This window comes from Paenimyroides ceti (genome assembly GCF_030409925.1).
This window is the reverse complement of record NZ_JAUFQU010000004.1, coordinates 1-19,750: the sequence shown is the minus strand read 5'-3', so window position 1 is coordinate 19,750 and position 19,750 is coordinate 1. Positions and strand designations below refer to the sequence as shown.

The following is a 19,750-nucleotide window of genomic DNA, read 5'->3' as shown; positions in this document are numbered from 1 at the left end:
ATATGCCTTTGTATTGTTCTTATCAGGTTTAACTTTTGTTTCGTGTTCAGACGATGACTCCCAACAGCCTTGATACAGAGAAACCAACTGTTCAGATTGTGAGTCCTACTGTTGATCAAGGAATAGAACCGGGACATCAATCAGTCTTAAAGCTCTTTGTCTGATAATGAAGCTTAGCAAGTTATAAACTTGAAGTACACAGCGCTGAAGACGGTCATCAGCATAAAGTATCAAACTGCCGTTAACGCTGTAGAATTTCATTATGAACAAAGTTTTACCATTGAAAATGGCTCAAAAACCTTTGAAGTAAATCAACAGATTCCGGTTCCAGCCGATGCGAAAGAAGGACATTACCATGTGGGTGTCTTTTGTATTGATAAAGCCGGTAACCAAAATCAGCAGTTTATTGTGATTTATATTGGTGAAGAGCACGATCACGCACATTAATAGATTAAAAAGACAGCTTCGGCTGTCTTTTTTGTTAAAAATGTTTTTTTTATAAATTAGTTTATATCTTTGGTTTTTAAAATCAATGAATATGAAAAATTGGATATACTTATTTATCTTGATCTCATCTGTAACTTTCTTTAGTTCATGTAGTGATGATGATAGTGCTGAAAAAACTAAAATCGAAGTCAATAGCCCTACAGAAATGCAAATCTACAAACCCGGTGATATGGTATATGTAAAATACTATCTGAAGGATAGAGTGGGTATTTATCAATATAATGTTGAGATTTATACAGATGAAGATGTATCGTCTTTTTTTACTGTCAAAAAAGAATTTGGATTTGATGTGTTGATAAATGAATTTACAGAAAGCTTCAGTTCACTAATTCCTTTGAAAGGGACAAATGGTCAGCCTCTTTCGGATGCTGTTTACAATGTAAAATTTTACAGTGTTAAACAACAATAATGTCATCACAACTTTCGTTAGAAAATTTAAGATTGTAACTCCACAGGGATAAAAACTTTTTTCAAATTAGAAATAAAGTGGGATTTTTGTTGGAATGATCAGGATCATAAATAAAAAATTAAAGAAAAAGAAAATGAAAAAAATCAAAATGTTTTTATGTGTAGTAGCAGGCGGGCTTGCTTTTGTTTCTTGCGGAAATGATGACGATTCAGGAAGCAGAGAAGTTATAAAACTGCCTACAAAAATTACTACTACGGCAAGTACAGAAACGTATGCGTTTGAATACGATAACCAGAATAATCTGAAAAAGTATACGTATAACTTAGGAAGTAATAAAACGGAAGTAGTATTTAACTATACAGACAATAAAGTAACACAAATTTTATCGACTGATTATGTAAACGGGAGCAGCAATTTTACTTTGGTTTATACCGTAATCTATGAAGGTACTTCTAAAGTTCGTTTACAAAGTCAGGATAACTCTTCTATCGTGTATAATTTAGACGCCAATGGTTATGTAACATCAGAAGTATATGATGGAGATACCATCAGTTTTACGAATGATGCAAGAGGTAATATTACCAAAGTAACCGGTTCTGAAGGGGATGTAACACAACTAAGCTACTCCAGTTATAAAGGAATTTTTAGCGGTATAAAATCGAACAGATGGACCATTCATCTGGTTGATGATAACGGATTTATTGCCCAGTTGAGTAATGCCGTGTTATCTTCTAAATATACCGATGCAGATGGAGAAGTAAATACAGTGAGTACTTATGAAGGGTTTGTAAATGAGTATCCGACAAAATGGAACTTTACTGAAAGTAGTGAAGCAGACGGAACAGAATCTCAGGTATATACAATTACATACAAATAAGAGTTTTACATTGCGAAAGATTTAAAAGGTTGCCTGAAAGGGCAACCTTTCTTATATTTGCTCATTAACTAAACGACTATTATATGAAAAAAAGTGTTGGAGGAATCCTGATCACCATGTTGATACTGTCATCATGTAATAAAAAAGAAACAGTTGACACAATGGAATTAAAATATCCTGAAACAAGAAAAGATACGGTTTCTACTACTTACTTTGGAGAGAAAGTATCTGATCCTTACCGATGGTTAGAAGACGATAGGTCTGAAGAAACTGCGGCCTGGGTAAAAGCGCAGAATGAACTGACATTTGGATATTTAGACAAAATTCCTTTCAGAGAGGCTTTAAAAACGCGTATGGAAAAAATCTGGAATTACGAGCGTATCAGTGCTCCTTTTACAGAAGGAGATTATACCTATTACTATAAGAATGACGGATTACAGAATCAGTCTGTTCTTTATAGAAAGGATAGCTCTGGTAAAGAGGAAGTTTTTCTGGATCCGAATACTTTTTCAAAAGACGGCACACTTCATTAGCCGATATTTCTTTCTCTGATGATGGTAGTCTTGTCGCCTATGCAATATCCGAAGGGGGAAGTGACTGGCGTAAAGTGATTGTATTACAGACAAAAGATAAAAAAGTAGTAGGTGAAACACTTGTAGATGTAAAATTCAGTGGAATGTCCTGGTTTAAAAATGATGGGTTTTATTATTCAAGTTACGATAAACCGACAGGAAGTGAATTGTCTGCAAAAACCGACCAACATAAATTATATTATCATAAACTGGGTACTTCTCAAAAAGAAGATAGAGTCATCTTTGGAGCCGAACAAAAGCGCCGATATGTTGGCGGATCGGTAACTGAGGATAATAAATATCTGATCATTACTGCGGCTAATTCTACCTCAGGTAATGAATTGTATATGAAAGATCTTACAAAGGAAAACAGTCCTATTGTTACAGTTCTGAATAACTTCGATACAGATAGCTATGTGATCGACAGTCAGGATGAAAAGTTATACATTGTTACGAATCTAAATGCACCGAACAAACGTATTGTCAGCGTATCTGCAGCTAATCCAAAACCGGAAAACTGGGTTGATTTTATTGCAGAAACAGAAAATGTACTGAATCCGAGTACTGCAGGAGGCTATTTCTTTGCAAACTATATGAAAGATGCCGTTTCACAGGTAAAACAATTTGATTATACAGGAAAATTAGTAAGAGAAATCTCATTACCGGGCTTAGGTACAGCGACAGGATTTGGAGATAAGAAAGAGGCAAAAACGATTTACTACTCTTTTACAAATTATACGACTCCTGGAACCATTTATTCATTTGATGTAGCCAATGGAGCTTCAAAAGAATATCAGAAACCTAAGGTAGATTTTGATTCTTCAAAATATGAATCCAAACAGGTATTTTATACCTCTAAAGACGGTACAAAAGTCCCTATGATTATTACCTATAAAAAGGAATAGAATTGAACGGTAAAAATCCTACGATGCTATATGCTTATGGAGGTTTTAATGTAAGTCTTACTCCGTCATTTAGCGTAGCTAATGCAATATGGATGGAAAACGGAGGTATTTATGCTGTTCCTAATTTACGGGGTGGAGGTGAATACGGAAAAAAATGGCATGATGCAGGAACGAAAATGCAGAAACAAAATGTATTTGATGATTTTATTGCCGCAGCTGAATACCTTATCAAAGAAAAATATACTTCATCTGAATATTTAGCAATACGAGGAGGATCCAACGGAGGATTATTGGTAGGAGCTACTATGACACAGCGTCCTGATCTTATGAAAGTAGCTTTACCAGCAGTAGGTGTATTAGACATGCTGCGTTATCATACCTTTACTGCCGGAGCAGGGTGGGCATATGATTATGGAACAGCAGATGACAGTAAAGAGATGTTTTCTTACCTTAAAAAATATTCACCGGTTCACAATGTAAAAGAGGGGGTTTCTTACCTGCTACGATGATTACAACCGGAGATCATGATGATAGGGTAGTACCTGCTCATAGTTTTAAATTTGCAGCGGAATTGCAGGCTAAAAACAAAGGTCAGAATCCAATGTTAATCAGAATAGACGTGAATGCCGTCATGGAGCAGGTAAATCTGTTGCTCAGACCATTCAGGAAAATGTAGATATTCAGGCTTTTACATTATATAATATGGGAGTCAGAAAATTAAAATAGAAAGATACAGACAATAAAAAAAGCGAGGGTTAAACCTCGCTTTTTTTTCCTTTAATTAGTTTTTGCTTTTTCTAACGTTTTGTTATATTCATCTTTGATGTCTTTCTTAGCTTCTTTCGCTTTTTCATCTACTTTGTTGGAGAAGTCTTTTACATCCTCTTTAGCCTTTTTAGCAGCTTCGTCAATTTTTTCTCCTGCTTTATTCAGACCTTCTTTTGTCTTATCAGCAGCATGCTCTACTCCATCTTTGGCATCATTATAAACTTCAGTTGTTCCTGTTTTTAATTTCTCCCATGCCGTTTTAGACTCATCAACTGCTTTTTGAGCAGCTTCCTGAGCTTTTTTATCTCCTTTAGCTTTTGCATCAGCTAAGTCTTTTTCTGCTTGTCTTAATTTTGCTTCTGCATTATCAATCTCAGCCTGTACTGCCGGATCTACTTTAGTCTCTTCATCAATAACAACTAAAGTATCTTTACCATCCGTCTCTGTTGTAACGGTAGTTTCTTTCTTACAAGATACAACACCTAATAATCCAATAATGGAAAGACTTAAAAATACCTTTTTCATAGTTTTTTGTTTTTAAATTATACATTAAAGTTAAGAAATATAAAATGTTTTTTACAGATTTTAATAAAAAATTATTATTTCAGATAATAATCCGGATTAGGATAAAGATTCATCTGCCTATTTATAATACTCTTTCTTCTGTTGATATAGCCAGATGAATTAGTTGCTTTATATTTTCTCGGATTTGGCAAAATTGCCGCAATAGCAGCAGCTTCCTGTTTCGTAAGATTTTTAGCAGATTTGTTGAACCAATGTTGAGAGGCAGCTTCAATACCATAAATACCATTGCCCATTTCAATCGAATTCAGATAAACCTCCATGATACGCTCTTTGCCCCAGATCACTTCAATCAAAACTGTAAAGTAAGCTTCAAAGCCTTTTCGGATATAGCTTCTTCCGGGCCATAAAAAGACATTTTTTGCCGTTTGTTGTGAAATGGTACTTCCTCCCTTTACTCTTTTGCCTTTTTTGTTGTGTGCATAAGCTTTTTCAATGGCTTTCATATCAAAGCCGTTATGAGAAGTAAACTTACCGTCTTCACTCGCAATAACTGCTTTTTGTATATTTATAGACATATTGTCAATAGATACCCAGTCGTGTTTCCATACTATTTTTTCGCCACTCACGGTTTGTTCAAAAGTTCTTATGAACATAAGAGGAGTAAACGGTACGGGAATAAACTTAAATAAGAAAACGGAAAAAATCGAAATTCCGAAAAAATATAAAAGTACTTTTAAAATAAATTTGCCTGTTTTTCTAAGCATTTTTGGTGATGAATTTATAAAGCAAAGATATTTGAAAATATGAGATACAAAAAAGGGAAACAAATAATTTGTTTCCCTTTTTTTATGCTACTTTTTTTCTTTTAAAAGCTTTCATTAAAATTGGAGTGGTTGTTAGTACCACCAGTATAATGATGATGTATTCTATATAGTGCGTCAGATCAACTCCGTGTTTATCCAATAAATATTTATATAAATAATGTCCTGATAAGATTAGGGAATAGGCCCATAACAATGAACTTAAAATGTTGAAAAGCATAAATCTCTTAAAATCCATTCGTACTATTCCGGCAATAATTGGAGCAAATGTTCTTATGACAGGAAGAAAACGCGCAAAAATAATGGCTCTTCCTCCATGTCTGTCGAAAAAAGCTTGGGACTCAATAAGATATTTTTTCTTAAAATAAAACTATCTTCTTTACTGTATAAATAATTACCGCTTTTGGCACCAAACCAGTAACCGAAGCAGTTTCCTAATATACCTGCGAAAGCTACAAGACCAGCCAATGCGCTGACATTAAGAAAATCATTTTCGATATACACGAATTCTTTCATTAAATCAACACTGTAGATGCCTGCTAAAAAAAGCAAACTGTCTCCGGGTAAGAAAAAAACCTGCAAATAATCCTGTTTCGGCAAATATTATAAAGAGAACAACATAAATTCCTATTTTATGTCCGGCTAATTCTAAATTGATATAAAACTCGGGGTTTATCAAATCAGCCAATTGAAATTTTCCATCAAGGTTTTTACTTTTGTATGTTTCGCTTGTAAAATTATTCATTATTTTTCGTTTTTCCTTCATTTATATAAACAACCAATGAATTTTTAAGTTTTTTTTATCATTTAATAATACTGCTTCATAAGCCAGATTAGATATTTCGTTTTAAATGCTTAATTTTAGCGATTGATAAAATAATTACAAATGAAAAAAATTCTGATTTTAACCTTAAGTATTTTAGGGATAAATGCTCATTCACAGCAAAAAGTTATGACGAAAGAATTGTTATGGCAATTGGGGAGAGTATCTCCAATAGGTTTATCTGAAGACGGTAAATACCTTTATTATAAAGTGGGTACGCCTGATGTAGGTGAAAATAAAATCAACACTGCCTATTATAGTGTAAGCATCGATGGTAAAAGAGTAAAAAATCTTGAAAATGCAGATGGCTTGGTAGCAGATAAAAATACAGGACCTGGAAATGAATATGTTTTATCGCATGAAGAGGTCAAAATAACAAAGGTTCTTGGAAAAGACTACTATGAAGGAGTCGAAAAATCAGATGTTTACATTTATGATGAACTTGATTACAGACATTGGGATACCTGGAATAACGGGACATTTAATCACGTTATTTTGACCAATAAAAAAAACACAGGAGAAAATTGATTTACTCAAAGATGAGCCGTATCATTCTCCTCAGAAACCTTTTGGAGGAGATGAAGATTACATCTGGTCTCCTGATGGCAAAAAAGTTATTTATGTATCCAAGAAAAAATTTGGAACAGCTTATGCTCTGAGTACAAACACTGATTTATATGAATACGATATAGATACCAAACAGACTAAAAACCTGACAGAATCTAATCCTGGATATGATACACATCCTTCTTTTTCTCCAAATGGAGATCTTACGTGGTTGCAGATGAAACATGATGGATATGAGGCAGACAAAAATGATATAATCGTTCGTCACAGAGGAATGGATATAAATCTGACAGCAGCATGGGATGGTACTGTTGACAGTTATGTGTGGAGTAAAGATGGTAAAAAGATCTATTTTACAGCACCGGTTGATGGTACAGTACAATTGTTTGAAGTCAACTTTCCGGGGGTTACAAAAATAGCGGTAAACGTAAAACAGCTTACTAAAGGAGACTTTGATGTAACCGGAATTGTCGGTTTTGTTGATAATAGAGTAATTCTTACCCGTACCGATTTCAATACAGCAACTGAAGTATTTTCGTATGATTTAAAATCAAAAAAATGGCTGCAAATCACCCATGTGAATGATGCTTTGTATGCCAAAATAGGAAAATCAAAATTTCAGAAAAGATACGTTACTACCACCGATGGAAAAAAAATGTTGGTATGGGTAATACTACCTCCAAATTTTGATCCAAACAAGAAATATCCAACCTTGTTATACTGTCAGGGAGGACCTCAGTCTGCATTAACTCAATTTTATTCCTTCCGTTGGAATTTTCAATTGATAGCCGCTGAAGGATATATCATTGTAGCGCCAAACCGTCGGGTATGCCTGGTTTTGGTGTTGAATGGAATGAAGCTATTTCTAAGGATTGGGGAGGGCAACCTATGCAGGATTACCTTACCGCAATAGATGAGGTTTCAAAAGAACCTTATGTTGACAGCAAAAGATTAGGAGCTATCGGAGCAAGTTACGGAGGATATTCTATCTATTATCTTGCCGGAATACATCAAAACAGATTCAAATCTTTTATAGCACATTGTGGCGTTTTTGATTTAGAGTCTATGTATGGAACTACAGAGGAAGTGTTTTTTTACAAACTGGGATTCAGGAGGTCCGTATTGGGAGAAAGACAATGCTGTAGCAAGAAAGACGTATGCAGAATTCAACCCTAAAAATAAAGTAGCAAACTGGAATACGCCTATTCTTATTTTTCATGGAGGAATAGATTATAGAGTACCGATCGGACAGGGACAGGAAGCTTTTCAGGCAGCTCAGCTTTTGGGAATAAAAAGCAGATTTGTTTACTTTCCTGATGAAAATCACTGGGTAACCAAACCGCAGAATGCAAAAGTTTGGCAGGGAGAATTTTTCAGATGGTTAAAAGAAACGTTATAAAAAAAACGGGAGGCAAATTTGCTTTTTCCTCTTTATATGGAGAGAACTTGTCTGTGACAATCCCATAGTCAACTTACGGGTGCTCAAAGATAAAAATCTGCAGATCGGAACCATTATGAGTTTTATTCTGGGATTTGGTCTTTTCGGTTCCACATTCATCATACCGCTGTATACACAATCCATCTTGGGATGGCCTGCTACCGATGCGGGAATGTTGCTCATTCCGAGTTCCATAATGACGGGACTGATGATGCCGTTTATCGGTAAAATGATTCAATCCGGTGTTCCCCAGAAATATATGGTCGCTCTGGGCTTGTCCATTTTCTTTGGCTTCTGTTTCATCATGTATGGGCAACTTACCAATGACACAGGTTCCGAACATATGTTCTGGCCTTTGATATTGCGGGTGTAGGTCTCGGATTACTGTTTGTTCCTGTAATGACCTTATCGCTTTCTACCCTCAAAGGGAAAGCCATTGGTGAAGGAGCATCATTTACAGGGATGATGCGCCAACTTGGAGGTTCATTTGGTATTGCGCTCATTACTACCTTCATAGCAAGAGATTCGCAACACCACCGTGTAGATTTGGTTTCACACCTCAACGACACGAGCTTTGAAGTACAGCAGCGCATCACTCAGTTGCAGGCAAACTTTATAGGAAAAGGATTCAGTCCCAATGAAGCATTGGCAAAAGCCTACCAGTTACTTGACTTTTCAGTAACCAAACAGGCAACTGTACTTTCCTATATGGATGTATTCTTATACCTCGGTGTTATGTTTTTACTCTGTGTACCCTTTGTATTAATGATCAAACAGGGAAAAACCAAAGTAGACCCGTCGAGTATACATTAGTGTACAGTCAAAAAATAAAAAAAAGGAATCTCTTTGAGACGGGATTCCTTTCTTGATTAAAATAATTGCAGAAGTAAATTTACAGTAAATGTGATCCATTGGCTCCTGCAATAAAAAGGGATTAAGAACAGCGGTATCTGTAAAAAGATACCGCTGTTTGTTTTTATCATTTTCTCTACTGAATCCTAAAGAAAGATCAACGTTTTGATACAGCAGATCGTTCATACTTTTGACGATTCTTTCCGCTTTTTCACCATCTTCATGAGCCGAATAAATCCATCGGATGATACGCTGTTGTTTTTCAGATGTACAGCGCATAAAAGCTTCATAAACTCCGGGCTCTTCTTTAAAACATAATTGCAGTTCCTCTGTTATCTGATCCGGCAGTACATCAGCATATAAAATAACATGAACCGAATCACCGGCTGTCTTTCGAATTTTTTTTCGGATTTCTGCCTTTACGGGCAAAAAAAGACTTCCATTGCCCATAGGCTGTAAATGATAACCGCTGATTTCAAAATCATCAATATGGCCGCTGACTCTCACCCATCCGAAAGCACGGTTCCGATCCGGAGCAATTTCGGGAATCCGCACAAATGTCCACCCGCCTTTACCGGCAAATTTTTCAAGCAAGTATTGCTTATCTGTTAGTGGTTTCTGATGCATTTGCGTTAGTTATTAAGCGATGAGATACCAAAAATCCAGTTGCAGGTCTTTTTCATCCATCATTCCCAACAATTCCCTTCCCCAATACGTATCGAAATATCCATGCAAATATTTTTTGTCTGCCCCAGTGTTGTTCCAAAAGTAATTTCTGAACCGCGTCCTTCAGCAAGAGTTCCTAACAAATGAGCCTGTGTATTTTCAAAACGATAGAGGTATTCCTTTTCCAGATAGTCAGAAATCTCTACTAACTGGCTCCATTCTTTATGCGGCTTTAAGGAAAAAGTACCGCATTCCATACAAGAGAAAAAATCGGGAACTTTAAAATCCGTTTTATGGATCTTATGGAATTGTCTTTGCACACTCAGCTCGTCAGTCAAATAGAATAAAGAAGACTGTTCGTCTGATTTGTTTAAAAGTTGCTGTACTGCTTCAAGATCTTTTTCTTGCTGCACAAACAATACATGGGCATATACGCCTGAATAATTCCGGACAAGGCAGTGAAAAACTACTCCTTCCATTTTTTCCAGTTCTGTTTCAAATTTCAAAACGCCTTTCAGCAGTTCATCATGGGTTACGGTTTCTTTTTTTCTGAAATGGATCATTTCCATTCCATAGGTTGAATCATATGATTTACGCAGCATTCTTTATCTGTTTAATTAGTAATACCGCAAAATTATCCGTCACAGATGACAGCAGTATGTCAACTGTTTCCCAATATTTTTTCAAAAAATAATTCTTTATACAACCTTTACCCCACCAGACTAACTCTTAAGATTAGCTTCTGTCTGTAACTGATGATGGGTAGCGTGATAGGTCATGAGATACATCATTTCGCGAATGCTCAGAGGTCCCAGCAAAGGATGCGGCATTACCAACGTATCCAGTTCTTCTTCTGTATAATCCTGTAACAATTGACCAATCCCGGTGAGCAACTGTTCCGTTTCGGCAGTCGCTTTGTCGCGTTCCTCGCTATTAAACGCTCCGGGTACAAAACGTTCCGGGGCTTTGCCTCCGTTTGCAAGAGCTTCTTTATACCTGGTGATCACATGAGCTTCATCCATCAAAGGACGGTTGAGCGTACCGAATTTTTCTCTGAGAAAATCTTTAGAAACCAGTGCTTTTGCGATGGGTTGCAGACACAGATATATATGGCTGAGCTGCTGACCTGCATTCCATTTACCTGATTTTGTATGCATAAAAGCCTCCGGAGAAAGTGAGTTTACATACTCTAAAAAAAGCCGGTGTGTGGCATAAAATTGTTCAATGAGTTGCTGTTGCTTCATAATTTTTCTGATTTTGTTATCGCAAAAGACTTTTTTCGTAAACACTTAATAATCCTCTGTTGCTGTATAAATATATAAAAAAGGGCTGAAAATAAAAATCTTCAGCCCTTATAGAATTGATTTACAGCCGTAAATCATTATATCTGTTCTTTATTAAATCCCCATAAAAGCAAACGGAGCTGCTTTTACAAAAGCTTTTGATGTTTCCCCTGCATACGTTTCATTTTTACTCAGGTTCAATTTCTTTACCATTCCTTTTTTACTAAAATCTATTTTTTTAAGATCTACCCAAAAAACATTTGGCGTTTGTACCGTTTCAAAATAATATACCAGATTTTTATGATCTGAAACTGATCTCCATCGCGTAGAAGAGATATTCGGCTCTTCATGAGACGAAATTCCGAACGGTACGGAACAGTTACGGATCACGCTAAAAACACTTGCAATCACAGCTCGTGTATCAGCCGTCTGCGGAATGGCATTGATATAATAAGACGCTCTCACAAACCGGTCAGCTGCTCTGTTGGTACCCGGCAACATGATAGTACCCGGAATACCCTGCCAGTATTTATTTATGGCAAGCTGATCTTCAAAAATTGGGGAATTGGTCATTACGGTATACGACGGATCATGATGAATGACTAATTTACCGTTGATGTATTCAAAAATGGCATTGTCACCTGAAGCATCGGAAAGGGATAAGTGTAAGGTTGTAAATTTTGTAGTTCCTGGTATATAATCAGAAACCACAACAAATTCTTCTTTTCTCAATACTTCTACTGCTTCTTTTACGGTGGCAAAATTATCGAGTACATATTGAGCCCAGGCAGAAATCGCCAGTCCTTTTTCAGTTCCTTTCGGATTGTAAGAAGGATATTGACTCTCTACGAGCCACAACACATTGGCTACTAACCCTTTTTCATTCATTCCATCAGCGGTGGCTATGTCCCATGCACTGGCAATAACACTGCCATAAAGAGAAGTCCACTTTACAGAATTAGGACCTACATTACCCTCGCGTTGCATTCCTCTCGGAAATACCCATAGATTGGCAGCGATTTCATCTTTCCAATCCATTGAACGCGCAGTAACTACGGTATTTTGAGGGCCTTTATAAACAACCCGTGTGCAGGCATCTGCTTTGGTGCTGCCAAAAATAAAAAACAGAGAGAGTGCCCCTCCTAAAAGTTTTGCGTACATTTTTTCCATGGTCTTTTGTTTTTATGGTTTACTGTTTCTATCAAAACAGTATTATAAAGATAACCAAATACGCCTTAGCAACAAAAGGAATGTATGTGTAACAACTCATTTATTCCTCCAATTTTTTAAACCGGGCTTTAATTTCTTTGAGCTCATAAATCGCCGGAACCACTTCTTTTCCGCTTCGGTCAATAAAGCCATAGCCGCCGCTTATATTTCTTACGAGTGCCTGATCTTTGTGATAAACGCCGAATTTCTCAATCTTACGGTACACAGAAGGTACTACTTCTTTGCCGCTGCGATCGATAAAGCCATAGCCGCCACTTCCGTTTTTAACCATAGCCCAGTCTTTTTGATAGACATCATAGGCATATACCTTTTTATATTGTGATTGTGCAAAAGACCACATCGGAAGCACTAACAGCAATAATAATAGAATTTTTGATTGCATATCTTGAAATTAGAAAAAAAAAGATAGTAAATATTAGCTTCTGATTAAAGTATTAACTGTAATATTTTTTAAATATTACAGTTAAATATTACTATCTACATCCAACATTACAGTCCTCGCTATTAAACCAGCTTCCTCCGCGATATTCCATATATGGAGTTTTTCCACGTGGACATCGTAATGATTTCATTGCAGCTTGACATGCTTTTAAAGCTGAATCACTTAACCTAGAAGGTTTATCATTTAATACAATTTCTGACACAACTTCAATGGTTTTAGCAAGAATGAACATCGTAGGCAATTCCCATTTTATCACTTTATCTCCCAAATTTGAATTGATTTCTTTATCAGCTACATTTTTATAAACAAAATTTCTATAATAATTGTCCTTAGTTTCTATATTGAAGGTTATGTACCCATTTTTATGATCAATAAGATCTAATACCCTAAATCTTTCCGTAGGATTAAGTTTATTTATTATTAAGTAATTTCCTTTTTTTTCTTCTACCATATCAAATTCAAAATTCGAAAATTTAAATTCATATATAAATTTACTATCTATTTCCTTTCTATAGAAACCGTCACTATATGTGTAAACGGTGTCACCATAGAATATCTGAAAACTATCTTTATCATTTTCAGAGAAAGTTGACTTTGAAGTATTAAATTTTTCATCAGATGATTCAGACATATTATCAGTCATACTACAGCCTTGTAATACCATAGATAGAAATGTTAATAATAGAATTCTCACATTTAAGCTTTTTGAGTTTTTAATTTTTCCCATGTTAAAGTGTTTTTTACAATTTTAATAGTTGCAATTAATAATTTAAAAAATACAGGTATACCGCTGTAATCGGTTTTATTATTTTACAAAAGTTCTGTAATTGAGTTGATGAATTATTTGGTAGATTAAACAGACAGATGTATGAAGTTATAGTAAACTACTATTTTTATCAATCTATTTTCAGTAAAGATAGTAAAAAAAACACACGGAAGAGACAAAATCGCTTCAAAGTTTTCATTTATTAGTATTATGTACACAAAAAATTGTTAAAACGATACTTATAACAAAAAATAGATATATTTTAATACTTAAATAAAACCAAAATTCAATTGCATATAAAAGCCCTGCAGTATTGCAGGGCTTTATTGTTGCTTTCCCTCTTGGGCTCGAACCAAGGACTGTAACCTCTTTGTTTACAAGGGTTCAATGTATCAGATATTCGTTAGCGACCGAATAGTACGCCTTTTTTATATATAATAGTAACCAATAGGGTTACGTTGTCAACTTATTTTGCAAGATTTATAGCATCGCTCTACCGATAAGAATAATATAATAGTTTCTATGTTTTAATATCAAACTTAGAGTTGCGCAACAGTTACCGATGTTAGCAGAAGTAATTATTCTTTGTCAAATATTTCATCATCATCTGCTGAATCTTCCCAACCTGTCCAAATATTTTTTAGAACAAGTTTGCTTCCATCATAAGATACGACTTTTCTAATCCAATCTCGAGGTGGACACTTTTTATCAATATTTTTTGTCAACGTTGCAACAAAAGTATTTTTATCAATCCATTTCAATCTCATTGTATCTGGATCCATTGGAAACATTTCATTTGTCCATGAAATTGTTTTAGAATCAATAAATTCAAATCCTGCATAATCAGCTCCTTCTAGAATGAATTTCCCATGTAGTTTTTCTGAAAAATCAATTTCATTAATATTCTGATCAAAAATTCTATTTTCTTTAGTGTTTGATTTTGATTTAGAAATCGGGTTGTTTTTACTCCTATCGATTATTAGACTTTTAAAATAAAATCCAAAAATAAAACCAATAATCAACAATAAAACTATAACCCATTTTTTTTTGAATTCCATATTTGATCTGTTTTTGATAGTATTTCTGGTAACAGGTCTCATAGTGACGGAATAGAAAATCTAAACTTTCAATCTTGCACTAAGATAGGCAACAGCCTTTTATTATTTTCTAAATTTATGAAAAAAGGAAATATAAAAGACCGCTGCGACAAAAAAAGAAACAAAGTTTATAGCTTGCCTTAACTCGCTATTTTGCCAAACTGATGTTAGCGGAAGTTTTTGTTAATGTTTAGTTCTTCAAGATGTACACCACTGTTAGCAATATCATTCATTTTCATTTCTTGAATTGATAATTCATATTTATCTGGTCGTACTTTAGCAATTTTAAGACTTTCAATTTTATACCCTAGTGATGCGAATAATTTAAGGATTGTATATCTGTCTTTGGGAGTAGATTTACATCCAAAAATCACTTCTTTTATCGATTTTCGATTTATTTTAACTAAACCTTGTCCTTTTTTAATTAATCGAATTTCATTTTCATACTTCCATTTAGAATACTTATTTGATAAAATTGTAAATCTTAATTCATCAAGTTCTGTATGTGAATAATTAAAAATTTCAATAGGTTTATCTGAATAATTGACATTTAAAATTTCAGGTATAAAGCTGTTATCAAAACTAAGATTTTCGAATTCGTATTTTATACACATTCCTTTATGATTATTTGCATAATGCCCCCACATTAGTGGACAACTTGGAGTTAATGAACCACAAGATATTCCAGTTTTTTGATAATCTATTAAAAGAAAAATGTAATCATAATACATTTTAACTTGTAGAAATTCAATGTTAGCATTTAATAATTTCTGTAATATTTTATCATCTGAATAGAATGCATATAATTCAATTATTTTATCATTAAAGTTTTCAATTTCATTTGAATACAAATCTTCAGAAAATAAATTTAACTCACTGAGTGTTTTTAGTACATTTTTAAATTCTTCAAGTTTCTCTTTATTTTCATTATTTAAATTTATTAAAGAAGAAAATTCTTGAACTTTTATTTTTAGATAATTATAGAATTCTATAACTTTTGAAACATCTGATGATAAATTAAATCTTGGATAACTGTCAAAAGGATCATTAAAATTTCTTGGGTTTGTAAAATATAATTCGTTATTAATTAATGAACTAAATAGGTTTTGATTTATAGTATAGTATTTATAAAAATATTCCAATTTCATTTATTTACGAGAGTTTTACAAAATTTCTGCTAACGTGCCTGTAATTTGCGCAAGTTGCAGAATTCAAAGACAAAACTTTAAATTAAAAACCAACTTAAGCAAAAGGCAACTAATTGGATAAATTTAAACAAAATATTCAATTAATTGCCTTTTGCGGAATTTATCCTAAAACTTTAGTTCCGCCTCAAACCCGCAATTTTGCAAAACACATGTTATAGGCTGTTGTTATTTTTATTTATTTTCTCGAACTAAATTTCTAATAATAGAATATCCTTTATTAGTTAATTTACCATTTTCTCGTATTAAAGTATATTCTAGTAAGTCTTGGTATAAGGGTGTACCAATCTTATCCTTCTCATTAGTAGGTAAAAAACTGTCTATTATTTCTTGAGCTTGCTCTCTATTAAATTGTTCTAAGTCAATAGCTAATCGCATTATATATCTCTTCAGAAAACTTGTCAATCTATCTGGAATACTTTCAGACAACACATCATTCTTCTGTCTTTCTAGTTTTGATTGAAGTATTCTTAATTCTCTCTCTAGTTTTAAAATTGTACTTTCTTTCATGAAAAGAGATTTCTTAATATCTTCTTTTTCTTGATTTTCCAGTTGAGATTTTTCAAGTAAATCCTGTATAATTTTATTACGTTCCTTTATTTCTGAATGCAAGGTTTGTTCAACTTCTTTTTTATCAGTTTTGGTTTCTTCAATGTCTTTTGCTACAGTTGGTGATTTATCTATCTTATTAAGTAGTCCTTCATATCCTTTATCTAAATTTTGAAGTTTTTCTCCAAATCCAGCTTCTATTCGGCCAAGTATTGTTGAAATATCTTTTGTAAATTTATAAGTGTTATCATAGAATTGGTTACTACTATCATTTGATTTAAAATAGAACATCATAGATAACACTATTGAAAAAAAAGCTAACAAAAAAGATAATAGTATTGTATAATCAATATTGCCAATTGCAATCGAAATATCATTTGTGAAAATCTTATATGAAAGTAAAACCAAAATAAAACAACCACAAATAAATTTAAATATTATCCAAAGTTTAGTTACAAGTTCTTTATTTTGGGAACTCATGGTATTTTTATCTTCTTTGTTTTGTTTAGATTCCATAATTGATTTGGTGAAGTTTTTTTACAATTGCCTATAACATTATTTTTTACGAAACAAAACACTAAATGTTTCGCAAAACCACATCTATAGGCGTATTTCATAATTTTAACTACAAATATATACTTTTTTAACAAACTAAATCAGACACCATAAAATTATTTTTGCAAACAGATAAATAATTAGTAATAAACCAAAATGTTATCGTTTTGGATAGCGAAACTAACCGTGAATCCATTTATAAATTACAAGAGCCCCTAGAACGAGCTTTTATTGATAAGTAAATAGATAATCTGATATTTGTTTTTCTTCTATACAACAAAGTATAAAGAAAAACAAATTACATCTAACGAACTATAACTTACGATAACCCTACCGATTCAAACCGATAGATTGATAAGTAGCAAATACCAATAAAAACCAAAACTCAAAAACCAGCCAACTTAGCAAGATTCCATACTAAAAAAACCTGCATTACTCTACTTTTTATTGTTGCTCCTCTCTTTGGGCGCGAATCAGATGCTCAACTTTAGTTGCAATCGCTTTATTGTTGTGGCAAAGTATCGGTCTGATTTTTCAATATTGCTATAATAGCATCAGAAATTTCAAAAATCCTGCCTTGATAATTATTGCCTAAAAGTATGATGTCAAAATTATTCTCCAGGTCTGAAATGATAATGGCCTCATAATTTCCTCCTCTCCCATCGTGCCTGTGTTCCATTAATTGTTTGTTTGTCCATCTCGTTTCACCCAAAGCAGATTGCGAATCTTCCTGAAAATGTTGACTTAACTCGTATATGATTTTTGGCTTATTATTGTATAGGAATGAAGTTGATTCAAAAATTTGAGCAAATCAGTTGTCGTAATAACAACTCCACCAACCAAAAAGTCGGGTTTGTCATCCACTAATTTATTATTAAATCCTTTTGTAATGTTTTTATCCTTTTCAATCGGAGTAATTTCAGCTGAACTAATTTTGTAAGGCTCAAAAAGGTATTTATCTACATAGTCTTTGTAATTCTCACCGGTAATTTTTTCTATAATAGAGAGCCTTAAGAAAAAATTGTTGTTATTGTAATCATATTGTGTTCGGGTTTAAAATCAAGGCTATCTATTAATTTTAAATCTTCAAAAATATCCTTATTGCTTTTAATTTTTTTCCAATTGATATCAGGAATTCCACTTGTATATTGCAGCAAATCTTTTACAGTTACATCATTTGCCCATTTTGGTAATTCAGGAAAAAATTTGGAAATGTTGTCGTTCAGTTTAAGCTTTCCTTTTTCTTGTAATTGCAACAAAGCAATAGCACTGAATTCCTTTGCAATAGATCCGATATTGAATTTGAAATCATTTGTCAGGTTGGTTGTCTTACTTGCGTCTGTATACCCAAAAGAGGCATTATAAATTATTGCATTATTTTTTGAGACAAGGACATTTCCATTATACATTCCATTTTCATTTGACTCTCTCATCAAGGAATCAATTTTATTGGCAAGATTGGTCTGCGCAGAGACAAGATTGGTAAAAATATTAGGAGTATGAAAATGGAAAACAATCCTTTTTTATGGGTCATAATTTATGGTATGAAAGATAACGTACCGCAGCTTAGCGAAGTAGAGAAATAAGACAATTTAAACTTCAAATATTCACCAAAACTGAGCAACACATTTTTATTTTTTAAATTTATTAATAAAAAATGAAAATTGCGAGAACGAAAAAAAGGAAACAAACATTGAGAGAAACCTTTACTAGCCTTAAAACAAATACGATGTTATAAGCAGTTTTAATTAAAACCTACTGTACGAACACCATATAGTTGATTTTTTAATTCTTCAAATTCTATATTTGAAATTACTTCTCTATTTCTTAAAAAATATAAATTATCTAACTGCGGTTCTTTTGGTAAGTTTTTGTCAATTTTACCATACTTTTCTAACAAAAATTTATTTGAAGACTCAATGATGTTATTTGCAAATTCTTTTACTTCATTTTTATTGTTATTTGTAAAATATAATTCAATATTATTTTCTTCAAATGTTTGAATTGTTATTATACGTTTTTTAGATTTTAAAGCAATAAAAAAAAATATTATAGATATAATTATAGGCTTTATAAAAGTACTATAATCCCATTCTAAAAAAATTAAACCTAAACCTATTATTAAAGAAAACACAGACAAAAAAAGTAAATTGTTATTTATTGTAGTTTCTGTTTTAATCTTATTTGATATGTTCTCATATGAAACCTCAAATTCTGAGGAGTCAAAGATAGAATTCCTTACAATTTTTAAGCTCGAAACTTTCAGTTGAAGGTTTTGTTTTATAAATAAATTATTATTTTTTAATTCCATTTTTTTCAAAAATTGCTTACAACGATCCGCGACTTTGGGATAGTGACGGACATGAGCGTAATGAACTGACGTAGTAAAATTGAAGCGAAAAGTTTCAATTTAGTGACACAGTTAGCAAACACCAATTAATTGAATAAATTTAAGAAAAAGTCAATATAATTGGCTTTTACGGAATAGAAAGCCGAAACTTCAATTTTAGCCTTAACCCGCCATTTCGCCAATCAGATGTACCCGTTGGTTAATTATCATTTTATTTTTACTTCGAAAAGTACCTTTTTTATCTTTAAGAGTAATTACAAATTTATCTTGCTTTGGAATTTTTGTCAATTTAATTATTTCTTCATTAGGGTATGGTTCATATATAATTAAACTTTCATCGATTTGAGGATTAGATTCATCCCATTCGTAGTTATCTTTAATATTAAATAAGGAATCTTGAATAACTAAAACGCCAAGACCTTTATTTTTATTTGCAACATATAGTTTATTATTTATCAGAAGAATATCTTTAATATTACCTTTAACATTATAATCCGATGAAATTGCAAAGCTCTCTTTTAAATCCAAGCCTTTGTAAATAGT

At 33.1% G+C, this 19,750-nt stretch carries 23 protein-coding genes and 4 pseudogenes; 7 read left to right on the top strand and 20 right to left on the bottom strand.

What is annotated here, in order from left to right; genetic code table 11:
• The first annotated feature begins 35 nt into the window (after window positions 1-35).
• From QW060_RS17535 to QW060_RS17515, 5 genes and pseudogenes are all read left to right on the top strand, one after another.
• Window positions 36-164: a hypothetical protein gene (locus QW060_RS17535; RefSeq protein WP_290364831.1), complete on the top strand. Its 129-nt coding sequence runs from the start codon at window positions 36-38 to the stop codon at window positions 162-164.
• 25 nt (window positions 165-189) lie between these two features.
• Window positions 190-447 carry a DUF4625 domain-containing protein gene (locus QW060_RS17530; RefSeq protein ID WP_290364830.1) on the top strand — a complete coding sequence of 86 codons (258 nt, stop codon included), beginning with the start codon at window positions 190-192 and terminating at the stop codon, window positions 445-447.
• 91 nt (window positions 448-538) lie between these two features.
• On the top strand, window positions 539-916 hold the full coding sequence (locus QW060_RS17525; RefSeq protein WP_290364829.1) for a hypothetical protein: 378 nt from the start codon (window positions 539-541) through the stop codon (window positions 914-916).
• Window positions 917-1,049: 133 nt separating this feature from the next.
• Entirely contained in the window at window positions 1,050-1,793 is a 744-nt protein-coding gene (locus QW060_RS17520; protein ID WP_290361893.1) for a hypothetical protein, read from the top strand.
• A 116-nt stretch (window positions 1,794-1,909) separates the two neighbouring features.
• Window positions 1,910-3,996: pseudogene (locus QW060_RS17515) on the top strand (prolyl oligopeptidase family serine peptidase).
• Window positions 3,997-4,047: 51 nt separating this feature from the next.
• Here QW060_RS17515 and QW060_RS17510 read toward each other — a convergent pair.
• The 6 genes and pseudogenes from QW060_RS17510 to QW060_RS28515 all read right to left on the bottom strand — a co-directional run bounded on the left by QW060_RS17510 (window position 4,048) and on the right by QW060_RS28515 (window position 6,129).
• A complete protein-coding gene (locus QW060_RS17510; RefSeq protein WP_290361895.1) occupies window positions 4,048-4,563 on the bottom strand; it encodes a hypothetical protein in 516 nt (171 codons plus the stop codon).
• Window positions 4,564-4,637: 74 nt separating this feature from the next.
• A complete protein-coding gene (gene mtgA / locus QW060_RS17505) occupies window positions 4,638-5,327 on the bottom strand; it encodes a monofunctional biosynthetic peptidoglycan transglycosylase (protein ID WP_290364828.1) in 690 nt (229 codons plus the stop codon).
• A gap of 82 nt (window positions 5,328-5,409) precedes the next feature.
• Complete coding sequence (locus tag QW060_RS28530; RefSeq protein WP_397386102.1) at window positions 5,410-5,604, bottom strand: hypothetical protein; 195 nt, start codon at window positions 5,602-5,604, stop codon at window positions 5,410-5,412.
• Window positions 5,605-5,685, bottom strand: a pseudogene (locus tag QW060_RS28525) (DedA family protein); the annotation flags it as partial.
• Window positions 5,658-5,900, bottom strand: a complete 243-nt coding sequence (locus QW060_RS28520) for a hypothetical protein (protein ID WP_397386101.1) — start codon at window positions 5,898-5,900, stop codon at window positions 5,658-5,660. The gene QW060_RS28520 and the pseudogene QW060_RS28525, both read right to left, overlap by 28 nt.
• 4 nt (window positions 5,901-5,904) lie before the next feature.
• Window positions 5,905-6,129: a hypothetical protein gene (locus QW060_RS28515; RefSeq protein WP_397386100.1), complete on the bottom strand. Its 225-nt coding sequence runs from the start codon at window positions 6,127-6,129 to the stop codon at window positions 5,905-5,907.
• A 141-nt stretch (window positions 6,130-6,270) separates the two neighbouring features.
• Here QW060_RS28515 and QW060_RS17495 point away from each other — a divergent pair.
• Both QW060_RS17495 and QW060_RS17490 read left to right on the top strand, forming a co-directional pair.
• Window positions 6,271-8,173: pseudogene (locus tag QW060_RS17495) on the top strand (S9 family peptidase).
• Between the two features lie 22 nt (window positions 8,174-8,195).
• Window positions 8,196-9,025: pseudogene (locus tag QW060_RS17490) on the top strand (MFS transporter); the annotation flags it as partial.
• Here the strand turns inward: QW060_RS17490 and QW060_RS17485 are convergent.
• The 14 genes from QW060_RS17485 to QW060_RS17420 form a co-directional block, all read right to left on the bottom strand.
• Window positions 8,975-9,691 (bottom strand): YdeI/OmpD-associated family protein, encoded by a 717-nt coding sequence (locus QW060_RS17485; RefSeq protein ID WP_290364827.1) that lies wholly within the window; start codon window positions 9,689-9,691, stop codon window positions 8,975-8,977. The pseudogene QW060_RS17490 and the gene QW060_RS17485 sit on opposite strands and share 51 nt — an antisense overlap.
• Window positions 9,692-9,750: 59 nt before the next feature.
• Window positions 9,751-10,332, bottom strand: a complete 582-nt coding sequence (locus QW060_RS17480; protein WP_290364826.1) for a hypothetical protein — start codon at window positions 10,330-10,332, stop codon at window positions 9,751-9,753.
• Window positions 10,333-10,452: 120 nt separating this feature from the next.
• Window positions 10,453-10,974, bottom strand: coding sequence for a DinB family protein (locus QW060_RS17475; RefSeq protein WP_290361803.1), 522 nt, complete (start codon window positions 10,972-10,974; stop codon window positions 10,453-10,455).
• Window positions 10,975-11,127: 153 nt separating this feature from the next.
• A complete protein-coding gene (locus QW060_RS17470; RefSeq protein ID WP_397385489.1) occupies window positions 11,128-12,183 on the bottom strand; it encodes a linear amide C-N hydrolase in 1,056 nt (351 codons plus the stop codon).
• A gap of 100 nt (window positions 12,184-12,283) precedes the next feature.
• Window positions 12,284-12,625: a WG repeat-containing protein gene (locus QW060_RS17465; protein WP_290361802.1), complete on the bottom strand. Its 342-nt coding sequence runs from the start codon at window positions 12,623-12,625 to the stop codon at window positions 12,284-12,286.
• A 91-nt stretch (window positions 12,626-12,716) separates the two neighbouring features.
• The gene (locus QW060_RS17460) at window positions 12,717-13,349 is read right to left on the bottom strand and encodes a hypothetical protein (RefSeq protein WP_290361801.1); all 633 of its coding nucleotides are present in this window, start codon (window positions 13,347-13,349) and stop codon (window positions 12,717-12,719) included.
• Between the two features lie 680 nt (window positions 13,350-14,029).
• A complete protein-coding gene (locus tag QW060_RS17455; RefSeq protein ID WP_290361800.1) occupies window positions 14,030-14,509 on the bottom strand; it encodes a hypothetical protein in 480 nt (159 codons plus the stop codon).
• Between the two features lie 206 nt (window positions 14,510-14,715).
• On the bottom strand, window positions 14,716-15,696 hold the full coding sequence (locus tag QW060_RS17450) for a DUF2971 domain-containing protein (protein ID WP_290361799.1): 981 nt from the start codon (window positions 15,694-15,696) through the stop codon (window positions 14,716-14,718).
• Window positions 15,697-15,927: 231 nt separating this feature from the next.
• Window positions 15,928-16,818 carry a hypothetical protein gene (locus QW060_RS17445; protein WP_290361798.1) on the bottom strand — a complete coding sequence of 297 codons (891 nt, stop codon included), beginning with the start codon at window positions 16,816-16,818 and terminating at the stop codon, window positions 15,928-15,930.
• 541 nt (window positions 16,819-17,359) lie between these two features.
• Window positions 17,360-17,536 carry a hypothetical protein gene (locus tag QW060_RS17440; protein WP_290361797.1) on the bottom strand — a complete coding sequence of 59 codons (177 nt, stop codon included), beginning with the start codon at window positions 17,534-17,536 and terminating at the stop codon, window positions 17,360-17,362.
• Window positions 17,537-17,601: 65 nt separating this feature from the next.
• Window positions 17,602-17,847, bottom strand: a complete 246-nt coding sequence (locus tag QW060_RS17435; RefSeq protein ID WP_290364832.1) for a hypothetical protein — start codon at window positions 17,845-17,847, stop codon at window positions 17,602-17,604.
• A gap of 20 nt (window positions 17,848-17,867) precedes the next feature.
• A complete protein-coding gene (locus tag QW060_RS17430) occupies window positions 17,868-18,290 on the bottom strand; it encodes a serine hydrolase domain-containing protein (RefSeq protein WP_290364825.1) in 423 nt (140 codons plus the stop codon).
• A 311-nt stretch (window positions 18,291-18,601) separates the two neighbouring features.
• Entirely contained in the window at window positions 18,602-19,168 is a 567-nt protein-coding gene (locus QW060_RS17425; RefSeq protein WP_290361795.1) for a hypothetical protein, read from the bottom strand.
• Window positions 19,169-19,369: 201 nt separating this feature from the next.
• A partial coding sequence (locus QW060_RS17420) for a hypothetical protein (RefSeq protein WP_290364824.1) occupies window positions 19,370-19,750 on the bottom strand: 381 nt, incomplete at its 5' end.

Excerpts from the sequence above, each read along its gene's own strand:
- QW060_RS17525 (WP_290364829.1), top strand. The coding sequence starts at position 539 with ATGAAAAATTGGATATACTTATTTATCTTGATCTCATCTGTAACTTTC.
- QW060_RS17520 (WP_290361893.1), top strand. The coding sequence starts at position 1,050 with ATGAAAAAAATCAAAATGTTTTTATGTGTAGTAGCAGGCGGGCTTGCT.
- QW060_RS17510 (WP_290361895.1), bottom strand. The coding sequence starts at position 4,563 with ATGAAAAAGGTATTTTTAAGTCTTTCCATTATTGGATTATTAGGTGTT.
- mtgA (WP_290364828.1), bottom strand. The coding sequence starts at position 5,327 with ATGCTTAGAAAAACAGGCAAATTTATTTTAAAAGTACTTTTATATTTT.
- QW060_RS28530 (WP_397386102.1), bottom strand. The coding sequence starts at position 5,604 with ATGCTTTTCAACATTTTAAGTTCATTGTTATGGGCCTATTCCCTAATC.
- QW060_RS28520 (WP_397386101.1), bottom strand. The coding sequence starts at position 5,900 with ATGAAAGAATTCGTGTATATCGAAAATGATTTTCTTAATGTCAGCGCA.
- QW060_RS28515 (WP_397386100.1), bottom strand. The coding sequence starts at position 6,129 with ATGAATAATTTTACAAGCGAAACATACAAAAGTAAAAACCTTGATGGA.
- QW060_RS17485 (WP_290364827.1), bottom strand. The coding sequence starts at position 9,691 with ATGCATCAGAAACCACTAACAGATAAGCAATACTTGCTTGAAAAATTT.
- QW060_RS17480 (WP_290364826.1), bottom strand. The coding sequence starts at position 10,332 with ATGCTGCGTAAATCATATGATTCAACCTATGGAATGGAAATGATCCAT.
- QW060_RS17475 (WP_290361803.1), bottom strand. The coding sequence starts at position 10,974 with ATGAAGCAACAGCAACTCATTGAACAATTTTATGCCACACACCGGCTT.
- QW060_RS17470 (WP_397385489.1), bottom strand. The coding sequence starts at position 12,183 with ATGGAAAAAATGTACGCAAAACTTTTAGGAGGGGCACTCTCTCTGTTT.
- QW060_RS17465 (WP_290361802.1), bottom strand. The coding sequence starts at position 12,625 with ATGCAATCAAAAATTCTATTATTATTGCTGTTAGTGCTTCCGATGTGG.
- QW060_RS17460 (WP_290361801.1), bottom strand. The coding sequence starts at position 13,349 with ATGGTATTACAAGGCTGTAGTATGACTGATAATATGTCTGAATCATCT.
- QW060_RS17455 (WP_290361800.1), bottom strand. The coding sequence starts at position 14,509 with ATGGAATTCAAAAAAAAATGGGTTATAGTTTTATTGTTGATTATTGGT.
- QW060_RS17450 (WP_290361799.1), bottom strand. The coding sequence starts at position 15,696 with ATGAAATTGGAATATTTTTATAAATACTATACTATAAATCAAAACCTA.
- QW060_RS17445 (WP_290361798.1), bottom strand. The coding sequence starts at position 16,818 with ATGGAATCTAAACAAAACAAAGAAGATAAAAATACCATGAGTTCCCAA.
- QW060_RS17440 (WP_290361797.1), bottom strand. The coding sequence starts at position 17,536 with ATGGAACACAGGCACGATGGGAGAGGAGGAAATTATGAGGCCATTATC.
- QW060_RS17430 (WP_290364825.1), bottom strand. The coding sequence starts at position 18,290 with ATGAGAGAGTCAAATGAAAATGGAATGTATAATGGAAATGTCCTTGTC.
- QW060_RS17425 (WP_290361795.1), bottom strand. The coding sequence starts at position 19,168 with ATGGAATTAAAAAATAATAATTTATTTATAAAACAAAACCTTCAACTG.